The sequence below is a fragment of the Trinickia caryophylli genome, from assembly GCF_034424545.1.
Lineage (GTDB): Bacteria > Pseudomonadota > Gammaproteobacteria > Burkholderiales > Burkholderiaceae > Trinickia > Trinickia caryophylli.
The window spans coordinates 4,012,903-4,026,196 of record NZ_CP139970.1; the positions used below are offsets into that span (position 1 = coordinate 4,012,903).

General features: G+C 64.8%; 13 protein-coding genes and 2 pseudogenes. 9 read left to right on the forward strand and 6 right to left on the reverse strand.

Annotated elements, in window-relative coordinates:
• Positions 1–7 precede the first annotated feature (7 nt).
• A pseudogene (locus U0034_RS29255) lies at positions 8–166 on the reverse strand (SAM-dependent methyltransferase); the annotation flags it as partial.
• A 333-nt stretch (positions 167–499) separates the two neighbouring features.
• Here U0034_RS29255 and U0034_RS18150 point away from each other — a divergent pair.
• From U0034_RS18150 to bamC, 4 genes are all read left to right on the forward strand, one after another.
• The gene (locus U0034_RS18150) at positions 500–904 is read left to right on the forward strand and encodes a hypothetical protein (RefSeq protein ID WP_139831201.1); all 405 of its coding nucleotides are present in this window, start codon (positions 500–502) and stop codon (positions 902–904) included.
• A gap of 577 nt (positions 905–1,481) precedes the next feature.
• Positions 1,482–1,883 carry a hypothetical protein gene (locus U0034_RS18155; protein ID WP_085229505.1) on the forward strand — a complete coding sequence of 134 codons (402 nt, stop codon included), beginning with the start codon at positions 1,482–1,484 and terminating at the stop codon, positions 1,881–1,883.
• Positions 1,884–1,960: 77 nt separating this feature from the next.
• Positions 1,961–2,215 (forward strand): hypothetical protein, encoded by a 255-nt coding sequence (locus U0034_RS18160; RefSeq protein ID WP_085229506.1) that lies wholly within the window; start codon positions 1,961–1,963, stop codon positions 2,213–2,215.
• Between the two features lie 141 nt (positions 2,216–2,356).
• Entirely contained in the window at positions 2,357–3,562 is a 1,206-nt protein-coding gene (bamC, locus tag U0034_RS18165) for an outer membrane protein assembly factor BamC (RefSeq protein ID WP_085229507.1), read from the forward strand.
• A 516-nt stretch (positions 3,563–4,078) separates the two neighbouring features.
• Here the strand turns inward: bamC and U0034_RS18170 are convergent.
• The 3 genes from U0034_RS18170 to U0034_RS18180 all read right to left on the reverse strand — a co-directional run bounded on the left by U0034_RS18170 (position 4,079) and on the right by U0034_RS18180 (position 5,669).
• Positions 4,079–4,336, reverse strand: coding sequence for a DNA-binding protein (locus tag U0034_RS18170; RefSeq protein WP_085229508.1), 258 nt, complete (start codon positions 4,334–4,336; stop codon positions 4,079–4,081).
• Positions 4,337–4,495: 159 nt separating this feature from the next.
• Positions 4,496–4,765 carry a hypothetical protein gene (locus U0034_RS18175; RefSeq protein WP_085229509.1) on the reverse strand — a complete coding sequence of 90 codons (270 nt, stop codon included), beginning with the start codon at positions 4,763–4,765 and terminating at the stop codon, positions 4,496–4,498.
• Between the two features lie 181 nt (positions 4,766–4,946).
• The gene (locus U0034_RS18180) at positions 4,947–5,669 is read right to left on the reverse strand and encodes a YdcF family protein (RefSeq protein WP_102623018.1); all 723 of its coding nucleotides are present in this window, start codon (positions 5,667–5,669) and stop codon (positions 4,947–4,949) included.
• Positions 5,670–5,927: 258 nt separating this feature from the next.
• Here U0034_RS18180 and U0034_RS18185 point away from each other — a divergent pair, with 258 nt between their 5' ends.
• Positions 5,928–6,245 (forward strand): hypothetical protein, encoded by a 318-nt coding sequence (locus U0034_RS18185; RefSeq protein WP_085229510.1) that lies wholly within the window; start codon positions 5,928–5,930, stop codon positions 6,243–6,245.
• A gap of 158 nt (positions 6,246–6,403) precedes the next feature.
• On the opposite strand, the gene U0034_RS18190 is transcribed toward U0034_RS18185, so the two are convergent.
• Together U0034_RS18190 and U0034_RS18195 are read right to left on the reverse strand one after the other, a co-directional pair.
• On the reverse strand, positions 6,404–6,721 hold the full coding sequence (locus U0034_RS18190; RefSeq protein WP_102623017.1) for a hypothetical protein: 318 nt from the start codon (positions 6,719–6,721) through the stop codon (positions 6,404–6,406).
• A gap of 86 nt (positions 6,722–6,807) precedes the next feature.
• A pseudogene (locus U0034_RS18195) lies at positions 6,808–7,203 on the reverse strand (transposase); the annotation flags it as partial.
• Between the two features lie 879 nt (positions 7,204–8,082).
• On the opposite strand from U0034_RS18195, the gene scpB reads away from it, so the two are divergent.
• The 4 genes from scpB to nusA all read left to right on the forward strand — a co-directional run bounded on the left by scpB (position 8,083) and on the right by nusA (position 13,160).
• A complete protein-coding gene (scpB, locus tag U0034_RS18200; RefSeq protein WP_085229514.1) occupies positions 8,083–9,138 on the forward strand; it encodes an SMC-Scp complex subunit ScpB in 1,056 nt (351 codons plus the stop codon).
• A gap of 61 nt (positions 9,139–9,199) precedes the next feature.
• Positions 9,200–10,897, forward strand: coding sequence for a 23S rRNA pseudouridine(2605) synthase RluB (gene rluB, locus U0034_RS18205; protein ID WP_085229515.1), 1,698 nt, complete (start codon positions 9,200–9,202; stop codon positions 10,895–10,897).
• Between the two features lie 332 nt (positions 10,898–11,229).
• Positions 11,230–11,685: a ribosome maturation factor RimP gene (rimP, locus tag U0034_RS18210; protein WP_085229601.1), complete on the forward strand. Its 456-nt coding sequence runs from the start codon at positions 11,230–11,232 to the stop codon at positions 11,683–11,685.
• Positions 11,685–13,160, forward strand: a complete 1,476-nt coding sequence (nusA, locus tag U0034_RS18215) for a transcription termination factor NusA (protein WP_085229516.1) — start codon at positions 11,685–11,687, stop codon at positions 13,158–13,160. The genes rimP and nusA overlap by 1 nt, the downstream gene beginning before the upstream one ends.
• Positions 13,161–13,294 lie beyond the last annotated feature (134 nt).

Here is a 13,294-nt window from a genome sequence, read left to right on the forward strand (position 1 = left end):
TCTCATCGGGCGGCAAATGCATGACGACGGTTCCGCACGGCACGTTGTCGAAGGAGTCGTTCGGGATGGCGTCCAGCGCGGGAAGCTCGGCGCGCCTGAAAACCAGCGACGGAAAATCGGCCGCGGCTTGGGCGAGCAGCCCCTCGGCGGCATCGGTCCACGGCAAATACCCACGGTCGCGGGGGGGGGATGACGGCCGGCCTTCGTTTCAGCACATGCCGCGTGGCGCGCAAGGTAATTAATCATCCTGGTATCGCTTGTGACAGGTTTTGCCGCGCTTGGCTACCAGGGTAATTTCAACTCTGCTTTTTATGGAAAGGTGCGTATATTTCGCTGTCCTACAGTCATGGATACGCGATCGGGCCGCGACTTGCAATGCCTTTACCATACGCACGCGTACGCTGAATCGATGGCGCTTGCCTAGCAGATAAAACCGAAAGGGCGACTTCGTGGTGTGACAGAATACAAGATCACCTCTCATCGAGGAATGCCAGGACCTATGAGCGCAAACGCAAAGCCGCCGCCGGCCGGAATGGCCGTCGAACCTGCTAATGACAGCTTGCCTGATGCAGCGGCCGAGCCGTTATCGCCGGCTGAAGTTCGGCGACAACCGAGCGCCGCATCGGGCACGTGGGCAGTGGTCGGCTGGGCGGCGTTGATAATCGGCCTGCTTTGGATCTGGAGCGAGCCGGTATTCGGACCGATAACGGATGCTGAGGAATCCGTTATCTACGCCTCATTGGGCTTCGGGCTGACGATGGTGGCGGCAGGTATCGGCGCCGGCTACGGCAAGCGGCCATTCCATGCCGCGTTTCTGATATTTGGCGGAGCCGTCATGGTTCTCCGTCCCATCGCTCAGATATTTCTTTTGGCTGCCGCGTTTTCGATAATGGGCCACAATTGACGATCTGAGCTCCTGGCGAATCAGCCCCAAAGCGGTTTTCTACGGAGCGTCGATCATGGAGGAAAGAAAACCCCGCAAGACCCAGGTCCAACGGGGTTCCTCGAAACACACCGGCATCAGCCGAAACATCCTATGGTGCCCGGGACCGGACTCGAACCGGCAAGCCGTTAGGCGGCGGATTTTCGTCACACTGCATCTTTCGATGCCGACGCTGCAAGTGGATGCTTCGCCGTTTCGTGCGCTGGACTATGCCTTCGCCGTTGCGTGTGCACACGTACTGCGTATCACGTGTCACATCGCATTAGGCGCCCCCCGTCTAGTCTCTACACCTTCCACCGCGCGCTGCGCGGGGCTTGGCTCGGCGTTGCCTCGTCGCCCGCTTCGCGGGGCAGGGGATTCACCGAATTTGAAGGGTTCTGCACCGGCCGTTTCCGGCCGGGCACTCAATTGCTCAAGTCCGCTATGTTTACCAATTTCATCACCCGGGCAGGGCGGACGCGATTCTACCATCGGTCGGGCTCGCAGCACGCATCGAGACGCTCCGCTAAAATGGCCCGCCCGAGGCATCAATCCATCGATGAAAACGACCAGAACCCTTTCGCTCGTCGGCGCGCTGCTCGCGTCCACTTCGTTCGCAGGCTGTGCGCTTTACGAAAACCCGAGTGCCTGCGAGGCGCAGATGCGCACCCAGCTGACGCAGCATGAACCGCAGCGCACGCTATCGGTGTCGCATGTTGCCGTCGGGATCGGCGGCGCGCGCATCGTCGTCGAGGGCGCGCTCGCGGCCAGGGCCTCCGCCGCCGGAGCCGCATCCGCACCGGCGACGTCGCTTGCCAAGGCGAAGCCGGCGCCGAAGCAGCCGACCGCCTTCGAATGCACGTTCGATGGCCGCACGCTCGCCACGACGCACTGGCTCGCTCCGGCCGACATGGCTGCGACAGCCGGCGACGACGACGCGCGGGATATCGTTGGTGACTGAGCGCAGCAGCCTGCAAGCCGCGCCAGTGGTAGGCTAGGTTTTGCTGGCCCAATATCGGGTGAACGGAGGAGGCGGCGATGGACGGATACATAACGCATCGCATCGAAGGTATATCCGTCGACATCGAGATCGTGTATGCGCGGCCCCGGGGATTCACCGCGCGCTTCCGTGTCTTCGGCGACGAGCACGCCGGCCGCGGCGCCAAAGACGAACCCGATTGGCACGTCGTGCATGTGGCGCCCGGCGCGTTCGCGACCGAGGCCGAAGCAGAGGAGGCGGCGAAATCGGCGGCTCTCGCGCACATCCTGGCGCATGGGGCGCCTCGTGCCTGAACGCATGCTTTGGACTACGGTTGGAAAGGTCCCCGGACGAGGGCGGCCGTCCGTTTTTACACATGGGTGCCGGGGACCGGTAAAATGCGCGGCTGATCCACGGAAATACCGCCGTGGCGAAAGCGCAAGGATTCCCCGAACATGATTGATTTCCGCTTTACCTCGCGGTTCGCAATGCTCGTTGTGGCCGGCGGCCTCGTTGCCGCCTGCAGTTCGCCCTCGCCGACGCAAGTCGACTACAAGAGCGACTCGAAGTCGAAGCAGGCGTCGCTCGCCGTCCCGCCGAATCTGCTCGAGGAAACATCCGATCAGCGCTCGCTGCCCCCGCAGGGCGGCCAGACCTCGCTCTCGAGCCTGCAGCAGGTCCAAAAGGCGGCGCCGCCGCAGAACGCCGTCGTGCCGACGGTCGCCGGCATGCACCTGCAGCGCGACGGCACGGAGAGCTGGCTTGTCGTCGACAACCGTACTCCGGATCAGGTCTGGGCGCAGGTGCGCCGCTTCTGGCAGGAGCAGGGCTTTCTGCTCGTTGTCGATCAGCGCAACAAGCATGTAATGGAAACCGACTGGAACGAAACGCGTCCGCAGGTGAACCAGGGCTTGATCCGCAATACGCTGTCGAAGGCGATGGGCAACTCGTACGTGGCGGCGGAGCGCAACAAGTTCCGCACGCGGCTCGAAAGCGCGCCGAACGGCGGCACGTATGTGTTCGTGAGCCAGAAGGGCATGCGCGAGGCCCTGAGCGGCGTGCACAACGACACGTCGACGTGGGAGCCGAAGCCGAACGATCCCGCGCTCGAGACCGAGTACCTGAAGCGGCTGATGTCGGCGCTCGCGCTCGCGGAGTCGCGCGGCGGCATGGCGCCGCCGATCGACGAGCCGGCCGAGGACACGGCCGCCGAGGAAAAGACACCGGGTAAGGGCACGCCTTCGGACGCGGCTGCGGTAGCGGCCCGCAACGCAGCGGTGTCGAACTCGGGCAAGGGCGCGACGATGGAGGCTGCCGACGCACCGTCGGAACTGATGCTTGCCGACTCCTACGACAACGCCTGGATTCGCGTGGGCATCGCGCTCGATCGTTCGAACTTCACCGTCGACAACAAAGATCGCGAGCATGGGCTCTACTTCATCCGCTACGTCGATCCCAAGGACCTGAGCGCCGACGAGCAAGGCTTCTGGAGCCAGGTCTTCCACGGCAAGAAAGAGAAGATCGCCAAGCAGTACCGCGTCAACGTTCGCGCAGTCACGGCGTCGGAAACGCGTGTGGCCATCGTCGATGCACAGGGCAATGTCGAAGCCACGCGGCCTGCCAAGCAGATCATAGGTCTTATCGGCGATCAGCTCCATTGACGCCACGACCGCACGGCTGGCAATAGCTGTAATAACGGAAGCAGACAATGACCCGCCGCCAGGCGGGTCATTTTTTTGGGGGGCGATGAGGCCGGATCACGCGCGATGCGCGGCCGGCGTCACGTGACGTTACCCCGTAACATTCGGCCATTTTCGATGCGCGCGCCCCGCGTGCGGACTATTTTTTCTCGTGAATCAACGGCTTGCGCCGCACTTGGGCGCTGGCATGCAAGCTGCTCATGCTTCGCCCCGAACTCGGGTGGAAAGGGAGCGTCGAGGGCAGGGCCGGACGTTTCGCGCGTCGGCGGTTCTTTGCACAAAAAAGCCGGTGATTCGATAGCACGCCGAGTCTGCGGCAGTCCCCGGTTTGCGTTCATGGCTCGCACGCCCAACGGCATGCGATGCCCCGCTGGCCCCGTCGCCTATCCTCGTAAGGCGACGGTTTCGCCCGCGCTCTCCGGAGTGCGGGCTTTTTTCGTTGGCGTCCCGGTCTTGCCGACTCGCGGCGTCAATGCGTCAATGGGTCGTGTTGGGCACGTCGAGGATCAGGATGATGGTCCAGTCCGCTTCGCCGTCGTGATGGTATTGGCGTTCCGCGACGATGAACGGCTGCTGCTTGCCGGCCGGCCCGAGAAAAAGCACGTCGCCTTCCATCGGCAGGCACTCGATGGGAGGCAGGGCAAGAAACGCTTCCTGCGAGCCGCGCGGTACGAGCTTTTCGATTTTGCGAGAGGCCGCTTCTGTCCATTCGATATCGAGCTGAATGTTGCTCATGCTTTCCTCCGCACCAGAGGTGCGCGCAAGTGGCGAAGAGTGATGGGAGCGCGACTTTAGCACATCGTCGAAGCCGCACGCCGACGAAAAAAAGCCGACACCGGCGAGGCCGGAGTCGGCTCATGCATCGACGCGCGGCATGAGCCGCGCGGCCGCGCTTTACTCGCTCGCAGCGGCGGGCGCTTGCGCGCCGGACGCCGCCTTCTTGTGCTTCATCGCCTTCTTGTGAGCGCGCATCGGCTTATGTTGCTTCATTGGCATCTGTTGCGGCTGCATTTCCTGCTGGGCTTGCAGCGATTGCGCGCGCTGCTCCACCTCGGCAGCCCTTGCCGGGTCGGTGCTCATCGTCACGCCGCCCTCGCTTTGCGCATAGGCTGCGCCGGCCAGCATCGAAAGGGAAACCAAGACAGTCAGGGACGCTTTCTTCATTATTTGCCTCCGTGCGAAAAAGTGGATCGGTGGTTGGCCCAGCTGCTGCCCGTCCTGCCGGACACTGCTTTGCATTCTAGCGAGCATAGGCCCTCATAAGACACTTCATGTGCAGCAAAAGCGACGGTTCGTTACGTCTGGTTACATGTCGCGGCGCTCACCGGCTATTCCATGCATTCTTTCAAAACCATCCCAATGCCCGATACGCATGGAATTGCGCGAGGCCGATCAACTCGTGCAATGCGATATTGGCATTCACGAGATTCGACAGACGCGGCAGTAGGCCGCGCCGGACGTGGCGTGCATTTGCGATGACCGGCTGCGGCGTCAATCCGAATCGATCGAAATCGAGCATAGCGCGTGGCATGTGATAAGCCGATGTAACGAGAATCAACGAATCGTAATGTCGCTGGCGCAGCATACGTGCCACGTATTGGGCATTTTCATAAGTATTGCCGCTCCTGTTTTCGAGCAGCAGATCGCTGCGGGCAACGCCCAGGCGCAGCAGGTAGGGCGCGTAAGTATCCGCTTCGCTCGCCTCGTGCCGCTGTGGGTTGCCGCCGCTCACGAGCACGGTGCAGCGGGCGTGCGGTAGTTGCCGTTTGCATTGGGCATAGAGGCCCGCCGACTTGGTGATGCGCAACAGGGCGTCGTGCTTCGGCACGAGAGTATCGTCGTCGTATTCGGTCCCGCTGCCGAGCATCACGATGACGGTGTCGGACGCGAACCGCGGCTGTGGAGTATCGGGTGCGCCGCGCTGCGCCCAGTCGAGCAGCGGCGCGCAGAGCCAGCCTGCGGCGAGGAGCCACAGCACGATGGCGGCCAGTGCCGCGATGAGCGGGCGTGCACGGCGCCCCAGCAGAAAAACTGCGGAAAAAAGCGCGAAGAAGATGAATAAGATCAATTCGAATGCGGTATGGTATGGGTTTGGGATCCAGGAACGGGCCGGCCTTGGCCGGTCGCGGCGCACCGGGCGATTGTGCCCGGTGAAACGGGGCGCCGCATCCTCGAGACGCTCCGTATCCCCGGAGTATCGATGAAACGGCTGCGGCGCTCACGCGCGGAGCCGTCCTTTCGCGGTGGCGGCGGGCTCTGTGGGCTAGACCCAAGGGGCGTGGCGCCTTTGCTGAGGGAGACAGCGGCACTTGAAGAATGAGTCGAGATGACCACGTATTCGAATGAAGCGGTACTCGAAGCCCTCCGGCGGGTCCAATATCGGCAGGTTCCTTGGGCGCGCCGTCCCGGCGTGTTCGAGCACTTGCGCGGCCTCGGCTTGATGGAGACGGCGCGCCAGCGCACCGTCGCACCGAGCGCGGGCTTTCATGCGCCTGTCGACATCGCAGTGCTGACCGACAAGGGGCGCGCCGAATTCGCCCGTCTGGCGCAGGAAGAGCGTTCGTTGGGCTGGGCGCGCCTGCGCACCGATACCTATTTGCCGAAGACGGCTGGCGCCGCCGCGGACGCCGACGCCGCACGCTGACAAGCGATGCCGCTTCGGCAAAAAAAAGCCCGTATCGCGAGGATACGGGCTACCGGATGTATTTCTGCTGCCACAGTGCTCATGGCACTGATTCCGACTCGCGGGCGCGCCGGCAGTTCCCCGGATCCGCATCGTCTCGCGTAAACATTCGCACTCGTTCAGCGGCGCTCGACGAGGCCGTGCGCGCGCGGCGCCGAAGAAGGCTGCGCCGCGCCCGTCTCGGGCCGCATTTGGGCATTGCGGGCGATATCGCTGCGCAAATCGCCACGCGGGGCGTCGACGGGAGGTGAGGCCTGCGTGCGCGGGGGGCGCGCTCGAGGCGCCCGAGCCTGCGCCACAGGCTCGTCGGGGTCACCGCCTTGTGCCGGATGGACCAGCACGGCGATTGCCGCCATGACGAGCACACCGCCCACGATCAGCGGGGCTCGTTTTGCGATAGCGCTTGGCCGCAAGCCACGGAAATGACTCGTGTGCATACCAATCACGGTATGCGCGGCCACGAAAGCGCGCTGTAAATATTAGTAAATGGATGTTTCGTTCGGCTCGAGCGCGAGGCTGCTCAGGCCATTTTGACGGGTGCCCGCCACGATTCGGGGTTGGTCCAGAACGCGCCGCGCAGGCGGTCCCGGCTCGGCGGCGCGGGCGGCTTGGCGGCGCAGGAGCCGACGCGTCCGCGCAGCGAGATCTGGCGGCCGCAGGTGGACAGGCGCTTGACGATTTCGGCGAGCGTGCCGTCGGCTTGCCATTCGTCGAAACGGCGCCGGCAGGTCGGGGGGGAGGGATAGCGGCCCGGCAGCTTCGACCAGCCTTCGCCGGTCGACAGCACCCAGAGCACGGCGTTGACGACTGCGCGGGCTTCCACCCTGGGCCGCCCGCGACGCTCGGTTCGTGCGGGCTCCGCACAGAACAACGCTTCGACCAGCGCCCACTCGTTATCTCTCAAATCGTCGAACAGCATCATGTCCTCACCTCAGCGAAACTGACCCCGGTGCGCTGCCCCGCGCCGCGCACTTCCGAGACACTCGGTAAATCGAGTGCCGAGCGAGCCGGGTGTTGCCGCGAGCGATATCTGGATTATCGAGCGCGGAGTCGGCCGGTCTCGGCGCGCCCAGTCACGCACGAAGCGTGCCACCGCAGTCGAAAATGCCGCAAAGCCGCATTGCGGCGGGCTTGCCGGGATGTCAGCCAGGGGCGTATAAGACGCCAAAACGAGGGGTGCGAAAATCGGGACAATCACCAATCTTGTGCAGTCGGGCTCCCCTGGGGTGCGATCGCGCTCGTTTATTGCGACGCGGCAAATGGCCTCGGCCTGCCGCGCCGGTCTCCGGCCCATCTCAATGGGCACCACCCTGGGAGTGTGTCGTTGCGTCTTTGCGAGTGCAGCATAAAAAGCTGCCGGACAGTCGCATCGACCGCGCGCGGCGCGAAGACGGCCGTCGGTTGGGTGTTGCGCGCGAACGGCGCATCGCCGGTGCCGAGGTGCTGCTTTGCGTCAATCTCGCGCGCGATGCGCGGGCGTCTCGGCGTGCACCAGTGGGCTGCGCGACGCGTATGAGGTTTGCGCATCGCCCCGGCGTCACCCTCGGCGTACCCCCCGGCGTACCCCCCGTTTACGCACCCCATGTTTTTGCGTAAGATGACGTTCAGTCACGCGGCGTCTTCTCCGGAGTACCGCCGCATCGTCCGGTTGGGCTTGGCTCGATGGTTGTCCGATTCGCCGCCCCCCGGTCCGTGCTCCCATCAATATGACCGATCAAAATCGGGCGAGCGCGTCTTCAGTTCCATATTCGTCTGTTTGATCCGGTTCGTTTGACCACACAGGGTCTGGCCTAGCTGCATGAATACCCAAGAGGCGAAGATCGTCCTCGAGACTGCTTTGATCTGCGCGCAGGAACCGCTGAAAGTCGGTGACTTGCGCAAGCTTTTCGCCGACGGCGTGTCGGCGGACACAGTCCGTGCGTTACTTGAGGATTTGCGGAGCGAGTGGTCCGGTCGCGGCGTCGAGCTCGTTGCGCTCGCATCGGGATGGCGGTTCCAAAGCAAGCCCGCGATGCGGACTTATCTCGATCGCCTGCATCCCGAAAAGCCGCCCAAGTACTCGCGTGCGGTACTGGAGACGCTCGCCATCATCGCGTATCGGCAGCCGGTCACGCGCGGCGACATCGAGGAAATACGCGGTGTGACCGTCAATACGCAAGTGATCAAGCAGCTCGAGGATCGTAACTGGATCGAGGTGATCGGTCATCGCGACGTGCCCGGGCGACCGGCGCTTTATGCGACGACCAAGCAGTTTCTCGACGACCTGGGGCTGAAGGCGCTCGACGAGCTGCCGCCGCTCGAAGATCCGGCTGCTCAGCTGGAAGGAAGCCCGCTCGCGCAGCACGCGATCGAATTCCCGGAAGAGGTGCAGGCCGATGCGTCGGTCGATCCGAACCATGCCGGGAGTGACGGCCAAGCCGGCGACGGGGGCGAACCTGCGCCGCAGGAGGCGGGCACGCAGCCCGAGCGAGATGGCCATGTTGCAGCGTCCGGCGCCGAGCACGATTTATGCGGAAGCGAGGTGCAGGCACCCGTGGACGGCGTGCGGGCTGGAGCTGGCGGCGGCTTGGCCGGGCCCGGGGAGGTGGCGGCTGCCACCGCGCCCGACGGAGCCGGCTCGCAATCCGAGGCAAACGTTGCCGAACCGCTGCAAGGCACCGGTGCGGATGCCGGTGCCGACAACGAGGTGCCGCAGGCGCCTGGTGCGACCCAATCCGAACACGACGCCGGCACCGTGCCTTTTGCGCACGACCTGCACGCCGTCGAGCCACGGAATCCGCTCGAGAGCGGTGCTCCCGATGATGTGGCCGAGGACGAATTTCCGGGCGATCTGCCCGCGTCCCGGCGTGCCTGAGATAACCGAATTTTTGCCGCGCCCGAGCCGGGCGCGAGCTTCCTGACATTTCGAGGTTGTTTTGACGAATACCCATGACACCGATTTGTCCGCGGCCGGCCATGCAGTCGAGGCGGCGGGCCCCGAGCGGGCGCAGCGCGCGGACGATGTGCGGCCCGGCGGCGATGGCGACGCATCGCCCGCGGCGGCGGATGGCGGCGACGAGCGTCCGCGGCGCGGTCTGCGCCGCGGCCCGCGAAGCCTGATCGCCCGGCGTCGGGCGGCTGCCAAGACGAAGGGCGAACCGGGAGCTGTACCGGCCTCCCAGCCCGACGGGGAAGAGCCGCCGTCGAGCGAGGGTGAGGGCGAGGCCGCTGCCGCTGCCGCGCCGCGCCCACCGAAAAAGGGGCCCCGCAAAGCCGAGGGCGCGCGCAAGCAGGGCGGACGCGGGCGCGAGCGTGCACCGGGCAGCGAAAAGCGCGAGCAGCCGGCGGCGGAGGAAGATCTGTTCGCTTACGTGACCTCGCCGGCATTCGATGCCGACAACGGCTCCACGGGCGGTGTGCGTGCGCCGATGCTGCGCCGCGGCCGGCAAGCGCCGCAAAAGCGCGTGCTGTCGCCGGACGACGATGCGCCGAAGCTGCATAAAGTGCTGGCCGAAGCCGGCATGGGCTCGCGCCGCGAGATGGAAGAGCTCATCGTGGCCGGCCGCGTGTCGGTGAACGGCGAGCCCGCGCACATCGGGCAGCGCATCATGCCGACCGATCAGGTGCGCATCAACGGCAAGCCGGTGAAGCGCCGCGTGCAGTCCAAGCCGCCGCGCGTGCTGCTCTACCACAAGCCGGCTGGCGAGATCGTCAGCCACGCCGATCCCGAAGGGCGTCCCTCGGTCTTCGACAAACTCCCGCCGATGAAAACCGCGAAATGGCTCGCGGTCGGCCGCCTCGACTTCAATACCGAGGGCCTGCTTCTGCTGACCACGTCGGGCGATTTGGCGAACCGCTTCATGCATCCGCGCTACAGCGTCGAGCGCGAGTACGCCGTGCGCGTCGTCGGCGAACTCAGCGAGAGTTCGCGCCAGAAGCTTTTGCAGGGCGTCGAGCTCGATGACGGCCCCGCCGCCTTCCTGCGTATTCGCGACGGCGGCGGCGAAGGAACGAACCACTGGTATCACGTCGCGCTTGCCGAGGGGCGCAATCGAGAGGTGCGCCGCATGTTCGAGGCAGTCGGCCTGATGGTGAGCCGGCTCATCCGTACGCGCCACGGCTCGATTTCGCTGCCGCGTGGGCTGCGCCGCGGCCGCTGGGAGGAACTCGAGGACAACCAGGTGCGCAGCCTCATGGCGGCCGTGGGCCTCAAGCTTCCGACCGAGGACAAGGGTGGGCGCCGTTCCACGCCCGAGCGGCGCCAGCCGGACCCGATGCAGACTTCGATGGGCTTCATCAATCGTGAGCCCGTGCTGACGGCGCACGGCCGGTTCGAGCAATCGGGGCGGGGAGGTGGCCGTCGTGGCGCCGCGGGCGGCTTCGGCGGCGCGATGGGCGGTTTCGGCGACGGCGCAGGCGGCTACGGTAACCGTGGCAATGCCGGCAATGCCGGGAACGTCGGCGGCGGCAACGCTGGCCGCGGCAAGAAGGGCGGTGGGCGTCCGCGCGACGTCGACGGCAACCGCGCCGCGCCGCCGGCGGGCGGTGGCAAGCGCGCCTTTGGCGAGGGCAAGCGGGCTGGCGGCGGCAACGCACAGCGTCCGCCCTCGCGCAACCGGCCGCGCGGCCGGTAACGGCCAAAGGCGGCGGGCGGCCCTGACCGCCCGGGCGTCGTTTTCAGGCGCGGTAGCCGTGGTTGTGCCTTCCGAGGCCGGCTGCGCGCGCCGTTGCGCTTTGCAAGACGCGCTCGAAAATGCTAAACTCTCGGAGTCGCTGGGCGTGCGGTTTTTTATCTGTGCGGCTCAGGTGCGACCACCGGCAAGAAGATGGGCGTGAGCCCATTTTTTTTTGGCGGTAACGGTTCGTCATCTCGGGTAGCACGCATCTTTTCCGTGCGCCGGCAAGGCGCGCGGCCTCGTGGGTGTTGGGCGGGGTGTTGGCGCGCGCGAACACCTTAGAGGGCACAGTGCAACTGACGGAACTGATAGAAACCACGGTCTCGGGCATGGGCTACGAACTGGTCGATCTCGAGCGCACCGGGCGCGGCATGCTCTGCGTCTATATCGATCAGCCGGCCGGCATCGCGATCGAGGATTGCGAAAAGGTCACGCGTCAGCTCCAGCACGTACTGACGGTTGAAAATATCGACTACGAACGGCTCGAGGTATCGTCGCCGGGGCTCGACCGTCCGCTGAAGAAATTGGCTGATTTCGCGCGCTTTGCGGGCAGCGAGGCGGTCGTGACATTGAAAAAGCCGTTGGACGGGCGCAAGACGTACCGGGGCATTCTCCACGCGCCGAACGGCGAAACGATCGGTTTGGAATTTGAAGGGAAGGAAGGCGCGGCGATGCTCGATTTCACGCTTGCGGACATGGACCGCGCACGCCTCGTCCCGCACGTTGACTTTAGGAGCCGCAAATAATGAGTCGCGAAGTACTGATGCTGGTGGATGCGCTGGCGCGCGAAAAGAACGTCAACAAGGATGTCGTGTTCGCTGCGCTCGAGGCCGCTCTTGCTTCAGCCACCAAGAAGCTCTTCGAAGAAGACGTGGATATTCGCGTACACATCGACCGCGAGTCGGGCGAGCATGAAACCTATCGCCGCTGGCGCGTGGTGCCGGACGAGGCGGGGCTGCAGGAGCCGGATCAGGAAATTCTGCTTTTCGAGGCACGCGAGCAGCAGCCCGAAATCGAATTGGGCGAATACATCGAAGAGCCGATTCCGTCGATCGAGTTCGGACGCATCGGTGCGCAGGCTGCCAAGCAGGTCATCCTGCAGAAGGTGCGCGACGCCGAGCGCGAACAGATCCTGAACGACTTCCTCGAGCGTGGCGAGAAGATCATGACCGGTACGGTGAAGCGGCTCGACAAGGGCAACTTCATCGTCGAATCGGGGCGCGTGGAAGCGCTCCTGCGCCGCGATCAGCTGATTCCGAAGGAAAACCTGCGGGTGGGCGATCGGGTGCGCGCGTATATCGCGAAGGTCGATCGCACGGCCCGCGGGCCGCAGATCGAGCTCTCGCGCACGGCGCCCGAGTTCCTGATGAAGCTCTTCGAGATGGAAGTGCCGGAAATCGAGCAGGGCCTGCTCGAAATCAAGGCTGCCGCTCGCGATCCGGGCGTGCGCGCGAAGATCGGCGTGGTCGCCTACGACAAGCGCATCGATCCGATCGGCACCTGCGTGGGCATTCGCGGCTCGCGTGTGCAGGCGGTGCGCAACGAGCTCGGTGGCGAGAACGTCGACATCGTGCTATGGTCGGAAGATCCCGCCCAGTTCGTGATCGGCGCGCTCGCGCCGGCTGCCGTCCAGTCGATCGTCGTCGATGAGGAAAAGCACTCGATGGACGTCGTCGTCGACGAGAACGAGCTTGCGGTCGCGATCGGCCGCAACGGCCAGAACGTGCGCCTTGCCAGCGAGCTGACGGGCTGGCAAATCAACATCATGACGCCGGACGAGTCCGCCCAGAAGCAGAACCAGGAGCGCGGTGTATTGCGCGACCTCTTCATGGCGCGTCTCGATGTTGACGAGGAAGTTGCCGACATCCTGATCGATGAAGGCTTCACGAGCCTCGAAGAGATCGCCTATGTGCCGCTCAACGAGATGCTCGAAATCGAGGCGTTCGACGAAGACACCGTGCACGAGCTGCGCAATCGCTCCCGCGACGCGCTCTTGACGATGGCGATCGCGAACGAGGAGAAAGTCGAAAGCGCCGCGCTCGATCTGAAGAGCCTCGAGGGCGTGGATACCGACCTGCTCGCCAAACTGGCCGCGCATCAGATTCAGACGCGCGACGATCTTGCCGAGTTGGCCGTCGATGAATTGGTCGAAATGACCGCGATGGAAGAGGAAGCCGCGAAAGCGTTGATCATGAAAGCACGTGAACACTGGTTCCAGTGAGTGAACGACCATGGCGCACTGAAATGACCGCAGCCCCATCGGCGATTCCGCTTCCCGCGGATCGTTTGCCGCCCCCCGAGGGGGGCGCCGCCCTCTCGGGGGCGCACCGGCTGGATGGCGGCCGCATGACCCGA